This is a genomic window from Labrys sp. (in: a-proteobacteria) (assembly GCF_047605565.1).
In the GTDB taxonomy this organism is placed as follows: Bacteria; Pseudomonadota; Alphaproteobacteria; order Rhizobiales; family Labraceae; genus Labrys; species Labrys neptuniae.
The window spans coordinates 97293-112301 of the sequence record NZ_JASGFM010000017.1 but is presented as its reverse complement, the minus strand read 5'-3'; the positions used below and the strand labels follow the sequence as shown (position 1 = coordinate 112301).

Annotated in this window: 13 protein-coding genes and 1 pseudogene; 9 read left to right on the top strand and 5 right to left on the bottom strand. The window is 60.1% G+C overall.

Features of this window, described 5'->3' with window-relative positions; translation table 11 throughout:
* Positions 1 to 35 precede the first annotated feature (35 nt).
* The 4 genes and pseudogenes from QM672_RS16820 (at position 36) to QM672_RS16805 (ending at position 3905) form a co-directional block, all read left to right on the top strand.
* Entirely contained in the window at positions 36 to 1259 is a 1224-nt protein-coding gene (locus tag QM672_RS16820) for a multidrug effflux MFS transporter (RefSeq protein ID WP_415083921.1), read from the top strand.
* 744 nt (positions 1260 to 2003) lie between these two features.
* A complete protein-coding gene (locus tag QM672_RS16815) occupies positions 2004 to 3062 on the top strand; it encodes a methyltransferase (RefSeq protein WP_311945243.1) in 1059 nt (352 codons plus the stop codon).
* A 183-nt stretch (positions 3063 to 3245) separates the two neighbouring features.
* Positions 3246 to 3506: pseudogene (locus QM672_RS16810) on the top strand (general stress protein); the annotation flags it as partial.
* 210 nt (positions 3507 to 3716) lie between these two features.
* Complete coding sequence (locus tag QM672_RS16805) at positions 3717 to 3905, top strand: DUF2171 domain-containing protein (protein ID WP_068291536.1); 189 nt, start codon at positions 3717 to 3719, stop codon at positions 3903 to 3905.
* A gap of 183 nt (positions 3906 to 4088) precedes the next feature.
* Here QM672_RS16805 and QM672_RS16800 read toward each other — a convergent pair whose 3' ends face one another.
* Positions 4089 to 4502 carry a VOC family protein gene (locus QM672_RS16800; protein WP_415083918.1) on the bottom strand — a complete coding sequence of 138 codons (414 nt, stop codon included), beginning with the start codon at positions 4500 to 4502 and terminating at the stop codon, positions 4089 to 4091.
* Between the two features lie 238 nt (positions 4503 to 4740).
* Here QM672_RS16800 and QM672_RS16795 point away from each other — a divergent pair, with 238 nt between their 5' ends.
* Positions 4741 to 5445 (top strand): DUF6882 domain-containing protein, encoded by a 705-nt coding sequence (locus QM672_RS16795; protein ID WP_415083916.1) that lies wholly within the window; start codon positions 4741 to 4743, stop codon positions 5443 to 5445.
* Between the two features lie 53 nt (positions 5446 to 5498).
* Here QM672_RS16795 and QM672_RS16790 read toward each other — a convergent pair whose 3' ends face one another.
* Positions 5499 to 7493 carry a peptidoglycan-binding domain-containing protein gene (locus tag QM672_RS16790; protein WP_415083914.1) on the bottom strand — a complete coding sequence of 665 codons (1995 nt, stop codon included), beginning with the start codon at positions 7491 to 7493 and terminating at the stop codon, positions 5499 to 5501.
* A gap of 484 nt (positions 7494 to 7977) precedes the next feature.
* Here QM672_RS16790 and QM672_RS16785 point away from each other — a divergent pair, with 484 nt between their 5' ends.
* From QM672_RS16785 to QM672_RS16775, 3 genes are all read left to right on the top strand, one after another.
* Positions 7978 to 8439: a hypothetical protein gene (locus tag QM672_RS16785; RefSeq protein ID WP_415083912.1), complete on the top strand. Its 462-nt coding sequence runs from the start codon at positions 7978 to 7980 to the stop codon at positions 8437 to 8439.
* A 101-nt stretch (positions 8440 to 8540) separates the two neighbouring features.
* Positions 8541 to 9041, top strand: a complete 501-nt coding sequence (locus QM672_RS16780) for a hypothetical protein (RefSeq protein ID WP_415083911.1) — start codon at positions 8541 to 8543, stop codon at positions 9039 to 9041.
* Positions 9042 to 9161: 120 nt separating this feature from the next.
* On the top strand, positions 9162 to 9914 hold the full coding sequence (locus tag QM672_RS16775; RefSeq protein ID WP_415083909.1) for a hypothetical protein: 753 nt from the start codon (positions 9162 to 9164) through the stop codon (positions 9912 to 9914).
* A gap of 131 nt (positions 9915 to 10045) precedes the next feature.
* Here the strand turns inward: QM672_RS16775 and QM672_RS16770 are convergent, their stop codons facing one another.
* The gene (locus tag QM672_RS16770; protein WP_415083907.1) at positions 10046 to 10576 is read right to left on the bottom strand and encodes a DUF3455 domain-containing protein; all 531 of its coding nucleotides are present in this window, start codon (positions 10574 to 10576) and stop codon (positions 10046 to 10048) included.
* Positions 10577 to 10851: 275 nt separating this feature from the next.
* On the opposite strand from QM672_RS16770, the gene QM672_RS16765 reads away from it, so the two are divergent.
* Positions 10852 to 11982, top strand: coding sequence for a hypothetical protein (locus QM672_RS16765; protein ID WP_415083905.1), 1131 nt, complete (start codon positions 10852 to 10854; stop codon positions 11980 to 11982).
* A 91-nt stretch (positions 11983 to 12073) separates the two neighbouring features.
* On the opposite strand, the gene QM672_RS16760 is transcribed toward QM672_RS16765, so the two are convergent.
* Positions 12074 to 13714 (bottom strand): P-loop ATPase, Sll1717 family, encoded by a 1641-nt coding sequence (locus tag QM672_RS16760; RefSeq protein ID WP_415083903.1) that lies wholly within the window; start codon positions 13712 to 13714, stop codon positions 12074 to 12076.
* 370 nt (positions 13715 to 14084) lie between these two features.
* Positions 14085 to 14909 (bottom strand): hypothetical protein, encoded by an 825-nt coding sequence (locus QM672_RS16755; protein ID WP_415083901.1) that lies wholly within the window; start codon positions 14907 to 14909, stop codon positions 14085 to 14087.
* Positions 14910 to 15009: the final 100 nt, after the last annotated feature.

The window sequence follows — 15009 nt, the reverse complement described above, 5'->3', positions numbered from 1 at the left end:
ATCATCCTATGAAAGCGCCTCATAGGAATCCCATCATGACCGATACGACAAGCCACTCGCCCGTGGTGGGCAAGCTCGGGCGCACGGAATTCATCGTGCTGGTGGCCAGCCTCGTTGCCGTCAATGCCTTCGCGATCGACATCATGCTGCCGGGCTTGCAGCAGATCGGCGCCAGTCTCGGCGAGCCCGATCCCAACCGGCGGCAATTGGTGATCCCGGCCTATCTGCTCGGTTTCGGCCTGCTGCAGTTGGTGTTCGGGCCGCTGTCCGATCGCTTCGGCCGGCGCGGACCGCTGCTGGTCGGGCTCGGCATCTATTGCCTGGCGGCCTTGTGCGCCTTCTTTACCACGGACTTCAATGCCCTGGTGGCCCTGCGTCTGGTCCAGGGCGGTGGCGCAGCCGCTTCCGCCGTGATCGCCACCGCCCTGGTGCGCGATGTCTTCGCCGGCAACCAGATGGCCAGGATCATGTCGCTGGTGTTCACCGTGCTGATGCTCTCGCCCATCCTTGCGCCCTCGCTCGGCCAGGGCCTGATGACGGTGATGGACTGGCGCGGCCTGTTCGGCTTCATGGCGGGCTGGGGGGCGATCGTGATCGGCTGGGTCTGGTGGCGCCTGCCCGAGACGCTGCAGCCCGAGCACAAGCGTCCTCTCAGCCTCAAGGCCGTGATCGAGGGCTTCGGCATCGTCTTCGCTAACCGGGTCTCGCTCGCCTATATCATCGGCATGGCGGCGCTGTTCGGGGCGCTGATGGGCTTCCTCAATTCCTCCCAGCAGATCTATCGCGACGTCTTCGGCGTCGAGACGATGTTTCCGCTGTTCTTCGCCGGCGGCGCCGCCTGCTCGGCGCTGGGCGGCATGGTCAATGCGCAGCTGGTCAACCGCTATGGCATGCGGCTCCTGTCCTGGCTGGCGCTCGGTGTGTTCGGCGCGGCAGCCTTGGCCATCCTGGTCGCTGCCTTGCTGCAGGCGCTGCCGCTCTGGCTGTTTTTCGGGCTCAGCGCGGCGCAGTTCCTGGTGTTCAGCATGATCCTGTCGAATTTCGGCGCCCTGGCCATGGAACCGCTCGGCGAAGTGGCGGGAACCGCCGCCTCGACCCAGGGCTTCCTGCAGATGGTGCCCGGCGCCGCCATCGGCATCCTGATCGGCCAGGTGTTCGACGGTACCGTGATCCCGCTCGCCATCGGCTATGTCGCCATGGTCGCCCTGACGGCAGTCTGCGTAACGCTGATGGCGGGGAGGGGACGCGTCACGGGCTGACCTGGTGACGTCGGCCGCGTCAACGCTGCCGCCGAAAGCAAGGCGAGGCTCTTCGCAGGTTGAGGAAAGGTCAGTGTTGCCGGTTACTATTGCCGTATTCTTCCTGGCAGGAACCAGCCACTTTTTGCGCGATGCTCTGCGATAACGCTACGGCAATAAAAAAGGGAGGTCCGAAAACCTCCCTCAGATTTCAGTTTTATCCGGTCATCAAGGTCGAAAGTCGCGCTGGTCTCTGCCTGGGGCGGCAATGACGCTGACGATTGACATCCCCAACTTCCATTCTTCCCTGTAATAGGGCTGTTGGTGGGGAAGATTATACCCACTTTTTGCAATGTCAACTGGGTCAAGGGAGTACATCCAAGTAGTATTGCAGGAAATAACATTTCATAAGGACGTCTCAATAATGTTTGTTCGTATGCTAACGTTTGCTCGGGAGCATTTTTTGGCTGGAGGCAGGATCAGTCCTGGCCTATTCGTCGCCAGAGCTTCGAGCTCACTTTGAAGCAGGATGGTCTCGCGGATAGGCAAGGCTTTTCGCCGCGATTGCCGTAGAGAATCCCGAGATAATGCAAGGCTTTGGCTAGGTCGAAACGCGGCTCGCGGCGCTTGCCCGCCCATGAACCGGGGGAAGGGGTTTGCTTCGGAGCGGTAGGATTCAACCCTGTAATTGCGTGCGAGGCATCAGCGGTCATGCTATTTTAGGTTGCAGATATGGTCCATCACAAGCCACCCGGGAGAGGTGCCATGGACGACAAGACTCGCGCGGCCTCAGCCCAGCCCATGCCTTCGGCAATCCAGGAACCTCCCCCGCATGTCAAGCTGATCCAGATCGCAACCGGCAGCTGGGTCGCGCGCATGGTCTGGGCGGCGGCCAAGCTGGGCCTGGCTGATCAGCTCACCGCCGGTCCGCGCGGCGCCGAGGAACTGGCCGGCCCGCTCGGCCTGCATGCGCCCTCGCTGCACCGTTTCATGCGCTGCCTGGCGAGCCTGGGTATCCTCGGCGAGCGCCCCGGCCGACGCTTCGCCCTGACGGAGATGGGCGAGGCGCTCAGGACCGGCGCGCCGGGCGCGGCGCGGGCCACAGTGCTGACCTTCGGCAGTTCCTGGTTCTGCGGCCCCCTCGACGAGATCATTTATTCGCTGCAGACCGGCAAGACCGCCTTCGAGAAGGTGCACGGCATGCCGGTCTTCGACTATCTCGGCCAGCACCCCGAGGAAGCTTCCCTGTTCAGCGAGACCATGGTCGGCGTGCATGGCCAGGAGCCGGAGGCCGTCGCTGCGGCCTATGACTTCTCGCCTTTCCGCAGCATTGTTGATGTAGGCGGAGCCACCGGCAATCTGCTCGCCGCGATCCTGGCCCGGCATCCGGAACCACGCGGTGTCCTGTTCGACCGGCCCTATGTGGTGGCCGAGGCGCCGGACCTGCTCGAGGCGCGCGGCGTGCGGGAGCGGGTGACGATCGAGCCCGGCGATTTCTTCCAGACGGTTCCGGCCGGGGGCGATGCCTATGTGCTGTCCCATGTCATCCATGACTGGAGCGAGGCGCAGTGCCTGGCCATCCTCGCCCATGTCCGCAAGGCGATGCAGCCCGATGGGCGGCTCCTGCTGGTCGAGATGGTGCTGCCGGCCGGCGATGCGCCCCATCCCGGCAAGCTGCTCGACATGGTGATGCTGACGCTGCCCGGCGGCCAGGAGCGCACGGAAGAGGAATACCGCCAGCTTCTCGCCAAGGCCGGTTTCCGCCTGACGCAGGTGGTGCCGACCGAGTCCGCCGTCAGCGTGGTGGAGGCGGTGCGGGAATAGGGGCTGGCGGGCACGCCCAGAACGCGCTCCTGCGCGCCAAATCAGCCATTTGGAGCGGGGGTTCAGGCTGTTCGCCCGGTCTTTTCCGGCATCGATTTGCGTTTTCGATGGAACGCAGAGGCCGTTCGGGGATTGTCATGGTGGAATGTCCTCTCACCCAAGACCCGTGGCCTCCACGGTCGGATGCAAAGGAAGACTGCCATGACCGAGATCATCACCGGCTTCTACGACAATCGATCCGATGCCCAAGCCGCCCTCGAGCAATTGCTGTCAGCCGGGTTTGCCCGCGACCAGATCACGCTCAATGCGAAGGACGAGAATTCCGACTATGTGCGCGGCGAAGACACCGCCTCCTATGATCACCAGCGCGACGAGGGTGGCTTCTGGGCGATGCTCAAGCACTTCTTCTTTCCCGATGAGCGGCGTTACCTCTACAGCGAGGGCCTGAGCCGCGGCGGCACGTTGCTCACCGTCGAGGCCGAAAGCCACCAGATCGAAACCGCCCGGATGATCATGGAGGAATATGGCTCGATCGACCTGCCGGCGCGGGCCGAGAGCTGGCGCAAGAGCGGCTGGCCGGGCTACGCCGCCGTGGCCCCGGACGGCGCGCTGCTTGCTCCCGAACATGCCGCCGGGGGCGACATCCGCGAGAACATGGAGGTCATCACCTCCGATGGCGTCAATATCGGCACGGTCGACGATCTCGGCGACGACCAGATCCGGCTCGCCAAGAATACCTCGCCCGATGGCGTGCATCATTTCGTGCCGCTGGACTGGGTCGACCATGTCGACGAACAGGTGCATCTCAAGCGCAAGGCGCCGGAGGTACAGGCCGTCTGGTAGGATCGTTCGGCACCGGCTGCGTGATGACGGGCGCCCGAGAGGGTGCCTGTTGTTTGTGAACGGTGCCAGTTATGGAAAACGCTTTAGAGCAAAGCGCGTCCAGGCGCGAACGCGCTTTGCTCTAACTCTTTGGTTCGACGCGTCTTTGCGATTTGAAGTGATTCATTCAAATCACAAAACGCTTTAGCGCGCGAACACGCCGTCGAAATCCTTGAAGCCCTTGATTTCGATCGGGTTGCCGCTCGGGTCGCGGAAGAACATGGTGCGTTGCTCGCCGGGCTCGCCCTCGAAGCGGATCACCGGCGGGATCTCGAAGGCGATGCCGGCCTTTTCCAGCCGGGCAGCCAGCGCCAGCCAGACGTCGAGCGGCAGGATCACGCCGAGATGCGGCATCGGCACCAGGTGGTCGCCGACCTTGCCGGTGCGGCTGGTGGCGAAGGGCGTGCCCAGATGCAGCGAGATTTGGTGGCCGAAGAAGTCGAAATCGACCCAGCTCTGCGTGCTGCGCCCCTCCTCGCACCCCAGCACCTCGCCATAGAAGCGGCGGGCCTGGTCGAGATCGGTGACGTGATAGGCAAGGTGGAACAGCGAGCGCATGGCAGTCTCCGCATTGACCGGGCCAGGGTAGCTGAAAAGCGGGCGGCGATTCAACGCCGGAGGCCCGATGCAGCGAATGTCAGACGCGCGCTGATGGGCGCCATGTTCCCTTGGCCCAAGTTCCCTTGGCCCATGTTCCCTCGGACATTGTGCCGTCGTGTCCCGGGTGCACAAATGCGGCGGCGCGATCATGCCGCTCGGCCGTCGGGCATCCACGCAGCAATCGGGGAAGGCAGCCATGGCCCCCAGCTTGAACGACCTGTTCTTCGCGGAGGCCGGCTCGGCCTTCGCCCGGCAATTGGCGCTCGGCGATCTGATCGGCGACCGCCCCTGGAACGTCGACATCGGGCGCGGCGAGATCACCTTCGGCAGCGATCTTGCCTTCCCGATCCAGGTCCTCGGCACCTGCTCGGAACAGGACAGCAGCTGGCTGTGGGCTTGGGCCAACCATCAGAGCGGCCTGCCGGCCGCCGTCCTCGTGGCGAGCTTGCGCATCAAGGACATCGGCAGCCAGCGCGGCATCGGCGAATTCGTCGAGCCGAAATTCACGCTCGACCGCATCGCCGACCACATGCTCGCCATGCTCTGCGGCGCTCTTCTGGACAGGGGCTGCTACTACCGCGCACCCTATCAGGGCGGCGCCGTCTTCCTCCTGCTCGACAAGCTTCCCGCCGCGATCCGAGCACCGGTGGCGCCTGAGCGGGTGAACACGGTGCTGATGCAGGTGGTCAGCAATTTCGAGGTCGATCACCGCAGCATGGCCGAGAGTTTCCTGCACCAGCAGGGCTTCGTGGTGAAGGCGGAGCCCGCGCTGCTCTCGGCGAGCCGGGACACGGATGGCGCGGAGATCAGGCTTGCCTTCGATACGCAGCGACGCATCGCCAAGGTCGAGGGCGTCATCAAGCCTCGCACAGCGAAGAAGCCCTGGTGGAAGCCGTGGTGAGGGGCGGCGCTTGCAAGAACGCATGAGCCGAACGTCGCCGGCGCTCCGCCCCTTCAGCCCAGCACCTTGTCGCCCGGCATGATGGCGGACAGGAATTTGTAGCCGCGGTTCACGCCATAGCGCGGATCGGCCTTGATCAGCGTCATGAACTGGCGGTGGCCGTTCTTGGTGCGGCCGACGAGGCAGCCGGCGCTGGTGCGGCCGAGATCGTCCTGCGGCGCGTCATAGCCCCAATGCTGGTTGATGGCGAACAGGCCGGTATCGAGCCGGTCGCCGGTGCGCTGGAAGTCCTTGTTGAGGTCCCGGAAGACGCTGAGGGGCTCGGCCTGGACGAGGGCCTCATGGGCCGACGGCGAGCCGGCATGGTGGGTACCGACCACCCAGGCCTTGTACTGGTTGAAGGCGATCCTGGCCGCCCCCTTGGGGTTCATCGGATGGATGGTCCAGAAATCGCCCGGCTCGGTGGTGCCTTCCCAGAGCGAGTCCCCGAAATTCGGGCGGCCGCTCCGGTCGATGGCGAAGACGATCCTCAGGTCGTTGAAGACATTGTGCCTGTCGTCGTTGAGCGTGCCGTCCGGGTTCACCCCTTCGAGATAGGCGATGTTCTTGCAGTCGGGATGGCGGCAGATGAAGTATTTCTGCGCCTTCATATAGGCGATGACCTTGTCGAACCAGGTTCCGGTCGCGGTGATCTCGGGCAGGAGCGCTGTCGGTTCGAGCAGCCGACGGGCGATGGCGCCGGTGAAGCCGCCGCCGAGCGAGATGCCGTTGAAGTCGCAGAATTCGCTGAGCGCCCAGAGCGAGACCGGGCCGAACTTGCCGTCGGCGGGCGGATCGAGGAAGCCCAGCTCCGACAGCCGCCACTGGATCGCCTTGACCAGGCCGGTCTTGCCGCCGAGCTCGGCCACCGGGATGGCGGCGCCGTCGAATTGCGACAGGGCGGTCGTGCCGCCGCCCGCCGCTGCGGCGGCGCTGCCGTTCCTGCGGAACTTGGCGGGCACGATATGGCTGTCGACATAGTCGTTCAGCCAGGCCCGATAGGCCCGCGTGGTGTCGCCGCCGGCGGCATCGACATAGGTCTGCGCCTTGCTGCGCCCGATCTGGGTCACCAGGTCGCTGAAGGTGTAGGACCGCGTCTGCTTCAGGAAGGCCTGCGCGCCGCCGAGCCCTTCATGGTGGGCGATATAGATGAAGCGGGCCTTCTCGTCGTCGCCGATCTGGTCGTCGACCAGCCCCTCGGCGATCAGGGCGCTCAGGTTGAACAGGCCGTATTCGGCCGCCGAGACGATCGCGAGCTCGGGATCGAAACGCAGGTCGAGCACGGCCTGCCTGCGCGCGGCCATGATGTCGTTGCCGGCGTCGATGAATCCCTTGGCCTTGCAGACCTGGTTCAGCAGCGTCTTCTTGTTGGTGGCGTGCGAGGTCCAGGTGCTGTCGAGGAACTGCGTGAGCCCGGCTGCGCTGCTGGTGCCGGCCTTGGAGTTGGCGTTCCACTGGCCGCTCGGCAATTTGGCCGCCTCGGCATCGATGAGGGCGGCGATGGCGGCGGCATCGATGTCGGTGATGCCGTGGGCCTTCAGGAGGGGCGCGCGATAGACCTCGTTCGGCCCCAAGCTGAGCTCGTCGGCGGCCTCGGAACCCGGCCCCTCGGCTTCCTGTTCGTCGGAGCCGTCGCCGCCGCCGGCCGGCAGGTCGCCGGTGTCGATCCAGCCTTCGGCCGCGCTGCCATCCTCCAGCCGGATCCGCACCTTCTTCCAGGGGGGCAGCTGGGCGCGTTCCTCGATGATGCTGCCGGTTACGGGCCGCGGCGTGCCCAGGGGCTCGTCATAGAGCTTGAACGCGGTCGCCTGCGCGATCTTCAGCATGTCGGCATGCAGCCAGCCGAGATAGGTCTGGATGGCCTTGTCGGTGAACGAGACCTTGGCCCAATTCGACAGCGCCCGCAGCTGCGAAACCCGGTCGCCCGCCGCCAGGCTGACGAGCGCCGCGGACGTATCGTCGGGATCCGGAAAAAGCGATGCCTGCGAAATCACGATGCAATCAGCCATGGCAGCCCCTCCCATTTGGACAGCAGATCTCAGGCGGATAGGTATGGTCGCGCGGTTTTTACTTCCGTGACCTCGCACGGCGTCGCGGCGTGAAAAGGATTCAGGAATTCACGACGGGAAAAGGGCTGCTGGCCGAAATCGATAGTCACAATAGAAGCGCAGGGATGCGGTGCAGAGCGAGGCTTTCTGCTACGAAGTCGGGTATTTCAGGCATGGATAGTTCGCCGATAAGTAACGCACCGCCGGGCGATGTTTTCAACGACTGTTTTGGTGCTCCCGAGCCGGTTTTCACGGGGCTGTCACGGTTGCGGCCTTCATGGTTGCTTGGCTTGGATTCCAGCAAGACGGCCGGCTGTCATTGCGAGCGCATTTTACTGTTATACGGAATGGAACCGTTGGCCGGTCAAAACAGAGCACCACAAGAATTAAGTAATTTTGGACAGCAGAGGTAACGATGTTGCGGAACTTCATGGTGGCATTGGGGATGTCAGTCTTGCTGGCCGGCTGCGCGCCCCTGGTCGGCGTCAATGCCAACAGCACGACGCCGCCGAGCGCGGAAACCAGGAAGAAATTCCAGGGCGGCACGACCAACATGACATTCAGCGCCCATGGCACGCAGGTCGAGTTCCTCAGCAAGGACGGCCGCACCGCCCTCTGGTATCCCGGCAACGGTATCGTGCTGCAGGGCCGCTGGCGTCTCGTCGGCGCGGATCCGACTACAGGTTTCCAGGACAACATCTGCTTCCAATACGGCGCCAACACCTATAATCCGCTGACGCTCAACTATGGCGGCAACTGGGAATGCGAGGGGATCGCCCTCTATCAGGGGCATGTCGTCGAGCGCGTGGCGGGCGATCCTTTCGGCCTAGGCAAGCGCGGGGCCGTGCCCTTCGTGCTGCCACGGCAGCGCACGACCTTCGCGGAACTGCTGAAGCGGCGTTCCTGACGCTTCGTCACGTCTGGCTGAAATCGAGGCGGCAAGTTCATCCGCCGCCATTTCCTTCTCTTACAGAGGCGCTGCCCATGCGATGGCTATTGGCCTTGGCGATGTCCGTGCTCCTGGCGTCATCAGCCGCCGCCGGCGCCCGTAAGGACAAGAGCACTGGCTTCGGCCTTGCCCCGCTGCCTGAAGCGTTCAGGGTCAAACCCTATCCGCAGCCCGATGGTGCCGGCTTCTCGAGCACGGGCAGGACAGAAGGGTTCGGCAGCTGCCTGGCGACGTTCATACGCCGGCCGCCTGCTCAATCGGGTGCTGCCGGGGGCGGCCGGCCGATCCATGCCAGTCTAATCGAGGCGGCGCATACAGCTCTTCAGTCCGGCTACCGTATGGGCGAGGTGCGCGACATTCAGCAGGGGGACGCGGCCGGTATCACCTTTACCTTTGGCTGGATACATCGCTCCGCTCCCGATGATCCGCGTTTCATGTGGGCGCTGTTCGAAACCGCCAGGGGACGAGCCACCCTTCGCTGCTATACGTCGGTAGCGCGGTTCGACCAGACCCGCCCGGATTTCGAGACGATCATGCGAGCGCTGATCATTCCGAAGTAGAGGGAGAGGCGAGGTAAGCTGCACTCCTTCCCATAAAGCCGAGAATTCAGGCAAGCCGTCACCGTCGTTTCAACTGCCCCATCGAGTGGAATTCCAGGCAATGAAGACATGGAGGTGGGAATGGAATACGCCCTGTTGCTGCTCACCCTTGCCAGTGGCCTCGCCGGAGCGATCTGGGACAAGCCGCCTCGCTGGGTCAAATACGGCCTCATCTTCATCATTCTCGCGTCGTCAGGTGTCTCCGGATACAAGATCTGGACGGATGATCGGGAGAAGCAGGCAAAGCAGCTATTCGACACGGAAGTCGACCGAAGAACGATCGCTCTGAGTATTTCCGATCTGAACGTCGTGCATCCCCAGATTCTGGGATGGCTGCAATCAAAGGGTTACACGGCTGGCACGGATTGCCGGACATGGGGAGACGGCGTCCTCTGTGACGTTCAGGAGGTTCAGGGGAGGGACAAGTGGGACCTGCCGCTGCGGCGTACCGATCTGGCGGCTTTGTATCTGTACGCCTTGAAGACGAAACCTTCGCTTTCTCCGGAGGCTTTCATGTATCTGGACGCCTTGTTCATGCGAGGCGGGCGCGCTGTTCCCTTGATGCAGCGAACGGATCTGCTCGATACGACCGCCATACTCGCAGCAAACAGCCTGTATGAGAGTTGCGGTTTCGGGCCCAATGCGATGCGGGTGAGCGACAAGCTGGAATTTCTGCTGGATTACCAGCGGGATGCGGCCCTTCACACCGCCGTGCTGGCGCAGCCGGATCCTTCCCTATGGGCCTTGGACGAGGATCCTCCGAAGGTGTTCCATCGCCTGATCACCCAATACAGGCAGAGCGTCGCGGCGCAGGACCGCCAATGCAAGAGCTGAGCCGGAGCGACGGCGGGTCGAGGTAAAGGGGCATCCCGGACAGCAAGGAGCCAGCTTTGGCGGCGGGCGTTTCCAAGAGCAGGCGAGGACGCCTGCGATCCCGGGGAGGAGCGATCCTTATACGTCCGCTGTCAGTTGGCCTTGGCGAAGAACGCATAGGTCGCGGTGTAGGGCACGCCGACTTTCGTCCCGGTGCGCACGGGCGGCGCGGTGGGGGCGACGCCGCCATGGGTGGCGATGCGCTGCACATAGCCGACCTTGTCCAGCACGCCGGCCGCCGGATCGGCGGTGACTTTGATGAGCAGCCAGGGGATGTCGGCGCTGGCTTTTCTTGCCGGCACCGTCACCACGGCCGTATCCTTGTCGCGGACGATCTTGCTGCCATCGGCGGCCTCCCAGGAGGGGCCTGCATAATGATGGACGGCGCCTGGTTTCGCCGCCAGCTCGGCCACGGGGGCCTCGAGCACCCATTTGGGCGCCGCGCCGGCTTCCGCCGTGCTAGTATAGACCTGCAGACCCCTGGCCTTGGCGGTGAAGGCGAGCGTGTAGCCGGGCGGCGGCTGCAGCGCGGCCGGCACGGCCTCCGCCGCTTTTGCAGCCTGCGTTGCTCCGGCGAGCAGCATCGCCGCGGCGACGAAGGCGTAGGTTCTCTGCGTGGGCATTCCGATCTCCTGGCCCGATCCCGGGCTGGTGTCTGTCGCGGCCGGGGTAGCATGGCACGGGTATCATGGGCCCGGCAATATGCCGTGCGAGGCAGTCCACGCCGACAGCGCTGGAATTGAGCGCGCTGTCGGCGTAACGCCCAATTTCACCATGACCAGCAAGAACGATAGAGTGTATGAGGCAACAAAATCAGTAAACCGCCATCGTAATTCCGGCCCCTTGTTTTGACACCGCCTTGGCTTTGCCTGATGTTCGCGGAATTGGGAGGCACCGCATGCGGTGGTTGGTTGCCGGCTTGCTGATCTCGTCGAGTCTGGCCGGAGGCTGCCGGGCCCGCGATCTCCATGACGGTTTCGACAGCGGCAGCGCCGACCGGGCGTCGTGGAGCTTCGGCAAGTTCGTCGGCGGCTATCCGTCCAGGCAGGTGCAACCGCTCTTCTCCGGCAGTGGCGGAACCGCGGGCGCGATCTCGATCGTCACGACCGACGCCGATGGCGGCAATGATTGCCCGCTCGAGGAAATGCCGGCGGGCGGCTGCCAGCGCGCCGAATTGCAGGTCGCCAAGAGCGCAGCGCTGCCTTACGGCGCCGACAGCTGGTATGCGTTCAGCTTCCGCATCCGGGGGCAGGTCGCCGACACCGGCAGCCACCGCACGGTCATCGGCCAATGGAAGGGGCCTGGTAATGACAGCCCGTTCGTGGCGCAGCGCTACGATGACGGCATTTTCCATATCACCGTGGAAACGGCCAACGGGCGCTGCCTCGTTGCGACGGATCGCAACAATGTGGCCGAGGTGCTCGAGGCCCAGGGCCTTCTCGCCTCCCTCGACGCGTCCGACGATCGGGTGCGCGAACAGGCTGTCGCGCTGATGCGGGGCAGAATCGGGCAGCAGCGGCAGGCGGAGGTGCTGACCGGCGTGTTGCCGGCCGACGCACCCTTGCCGGCGCCCCTGCCGGGCAGGGAGCTGGAGGACCGGCGCAGCGGGGAGAACCGTGCCGCCGATTACCTGCAAGGGCTCGCCTTCCTGTCCGCCCCCGAAAATTATCTCGGCTGTCGCCTGGTCCGTATCGAGCCGGTGTCGAACCGGCCGTTGCCGACGCCGAGGGATGCCTGGGTCGACATGGTCTACCATATCAGGGGTTCACACCATGACCCGTCCGGCAGGCCCGTCGGCGCCCTGCTCGAAGTCTGGGCCGACGGCCGGAAGATCGTGCGCGTCAGCGGCGATTTCGGCACCCGGCCGCCCATCGATCCCCAGGCCGATCCGGGGACGCAATATGTCAAGCTCGGTCTCTATCGCCTCAGGCAGCCGGGGACGCTCAGCGTCGACCTCGACGAATTCTCCCAGGCCCCGGATCTGGCCGGGCTGTGGCTCGAGCACATGCATCCGTTGGAGATGCCGTGACGGGTGAATGACAGGGGCTGTAACGGATTGCGTATGCGGGTTTCGGTTACACAGGAGTGGCGGACAATGAGCAAAAAGTCAGCGTAATTCCTCAATCTTGTCCAAGTAGAAGCGCCTGGTGAAACATTGGGTGAATTCTAATTCTGGCAACGTCTGGAATTAGGGCGTCGTCCAGCAGCGGTTGGTTAATGTGAGAGTAACTTGTTTTCTCTGAGGGATCCAATTTGACTCCAATCGCTCCAACTCTGTAAAGAATGGACACGATGTATTTAACAAACTGATCCAAGCTTCGATTCCCCTCAACCTGTAACGTCGCAAAGGCATGTACTGGATCAAAGTCGATCTTATTAGAGGTCGCAATTTCTAAGGCTAATGCTTCTACTCTATCATTCAAAATAAGATCAGAAAGATCGAATGTGGTTTTTCCTACGCCAGCAACAAACCCTAAAAGCTTAGGCAGTGTAGGGAATGCGCTGCGCCATTCTTGCTCAAGCGCTTCTCGGCGTCTTCTGGAATATTCCTTTTCGGCTCTTCGTATATTGGTCGCCGAAACGTCAAAATGATCTTCAGAGGCAATGAGGCATTGATTAACAAATTCGATTATATCTCTCGGTCGGTAAAGAGTTCGATCGATCATATAGTCAAATGGATTAGCATTCCCGACATTGTTTTGAAAAATATCTTCAAATTCCACGAGACCCGCGCTATATTGCCGCCGGAAAAGTTCACGGATGCGTTTTTGAACTAGCTCACGTAACTGAGCTCTGCTCCATTTGATTTGTACAAAATAATCGACCAGCTTTTCACTCTGAAAAGTGAGGTCGTTTGTCTCTTGAATCGACCTTTCCAGTATATCGGATCTGACGCCAACAATGATTTTTAAATTTCTTATTCGTCGAAATGTCTTCAGTGTTTCAATTAGCGCCCTAGTGAGCCTGAAACGCAGAGAGGTGTCAACCCAATTGGTATCTAGTTTGTCTATAAGGATGTAGTAATGCTTTTGCTCATTCGCGGATATACTAGAAAGCATATCAATCACGCCCGAGAGTTTGCTAAGTTGATCAGTGTCAATTATTTTTCGAACGCGGGATAAAATCTCCGTCTTTTTGTCGACGGCGATTTGTTTGTCATACTGACCACGTCCTTTAAAGCGACGTATTTCACCTCCCAGTTCGGCTTCGAATTTCTTCTCAAATTTCTCGGTGATCTCCTTTACATTCTGGTCCGCCGTTATCCAGAATTTTGCTTCCCATTCCTTTAAATATTCCAAAGCCTTTCTCTTTCTTTCGTCGCGCCTAAATATATCCATAAATCTAGCAAAAACACCAATAGATCTAGCTTCGTCATCTACTCTTTGTTGCAGTCGGATAAACTCCAAACATAAGATATGTTTCCAGAGTATCTGAAATAAAAGATCTAAATCTGCACCAATGCTATGAAGAAAATTCACTACATCCGAGCTACTTATGTAACTCATCGCCATATCTAGGGGGTCTATTTCCGAGTAGTGTTCCGAATTTTTCGATATGTAGCGTATTATGGCCGTTTTTCCAGCGCCGGTACGAGCCGATATTATCATACCGGAAGATTCTACGCTTTGACACGCCCTTACAGCCGGATGATAGACAAAGCAGTCGAATAGAAATTCGTCATCGGATTCGGCTGCGTTGCTGCCAATGCTCATCCCATAATGCAGTCGAATGGGATTGTTGTGTTTATTCGCTTTTGCCATCGCAGCGCAGATCGAATTTCTCAATGCTAAGGATCAATCAGGTGAAGATTACCTCGCTATTGCGCGTGCGCAACATAAAGCATAGCCGATATCCCCAAGTTTGTAGGATAGCATTATCTACAATCTGAGGTTTACCGCTTCCACCTCCGCCCAAGCTTCCCGCCACTCTTTTTCCTCGCCTCGGCCCCCAGGGGTACTTTTCGCGATCCGTGCCCGGGTCTATGCCGCCCAGCTCAGGCTTAATTTAGAGTCCCCTCTTGGGGATCCGTAAACCCCCCGCCTTTAGGCGGCTGGAATTACGGTAACAGTGCATTTTATTGACAGTGCCGAATTTAATAGAAATTAAATGCGCTATCGCTGTAATCAAAATTCAATTGGGATCAAATCTAGGCGTCATGAAAAAACGACGACTGTTTTCTTCGAAAAAATTACCGAGTATAGACATATTAATTTCACTCAGATTTGGATTTTCCTGGCATTTCTTGCATAGCGGAAAGTGAAATCCATTAATTTCGGTATTGTCTTTGCTCCCTGGATGTCCGGTGTCGACGTACGTTGCAGAGAGGCCAATGAGTTCCGTCCCAGCATTCTTCGTCAAGCGACCAAACGCACGCTCAATAAGCCGCCAAGGCATTGTGTCCATGCGCTCCGTGCCGGCGCTTTCTGCTTCTCCTTGATCATTGATAATACGGTAGGCAGGAACATCCTCCCACGTGTCCTTAGGGCTTCTGTCGGATACTATTATGTGCAGTAGAGATACATAAGGAAATCCAATGTCAAGCAGTGACCGGCATTGAGAATAACCAAATTCGTTGGGCGACTTGTCCTGTTTTTTATAACTAGCTCTGATAATCTTAATTTCTACCGCCATTGTCTTATCGAGTATGAGCGTGTCTCGTTCGTACGGTATTACAATTAAATCAATATCGCCTGGGAGTTTTTGTCCGTGGAAAATTAATTCAGTTTTTGCTACAGGGCAAATAAGAACTCCGCTTTCACGTGGCATACTATGGAAATAATCAGGTAGAAGCCCGGAGTATATAGACCCAAATAGTCTCCTATTGCCCATTATAAATAGAGTCAAAAATGTCTCATTAGATTTTTCTACCATATTTCTTGATGTTGCGAAGAACAGATCTCCATCATTTGGCTTGAATGGTTGTGAGTAAAATTTGCGATGGAGTTTCTTGGTCACGATTTGTTCAATTTTTACATGAGCTATGTGTGAATATTCGTGAGGCATATATAGAATTATGGTTGCGGTTGATTGCCATTCTCCAGAGGCGAGGTAGCGG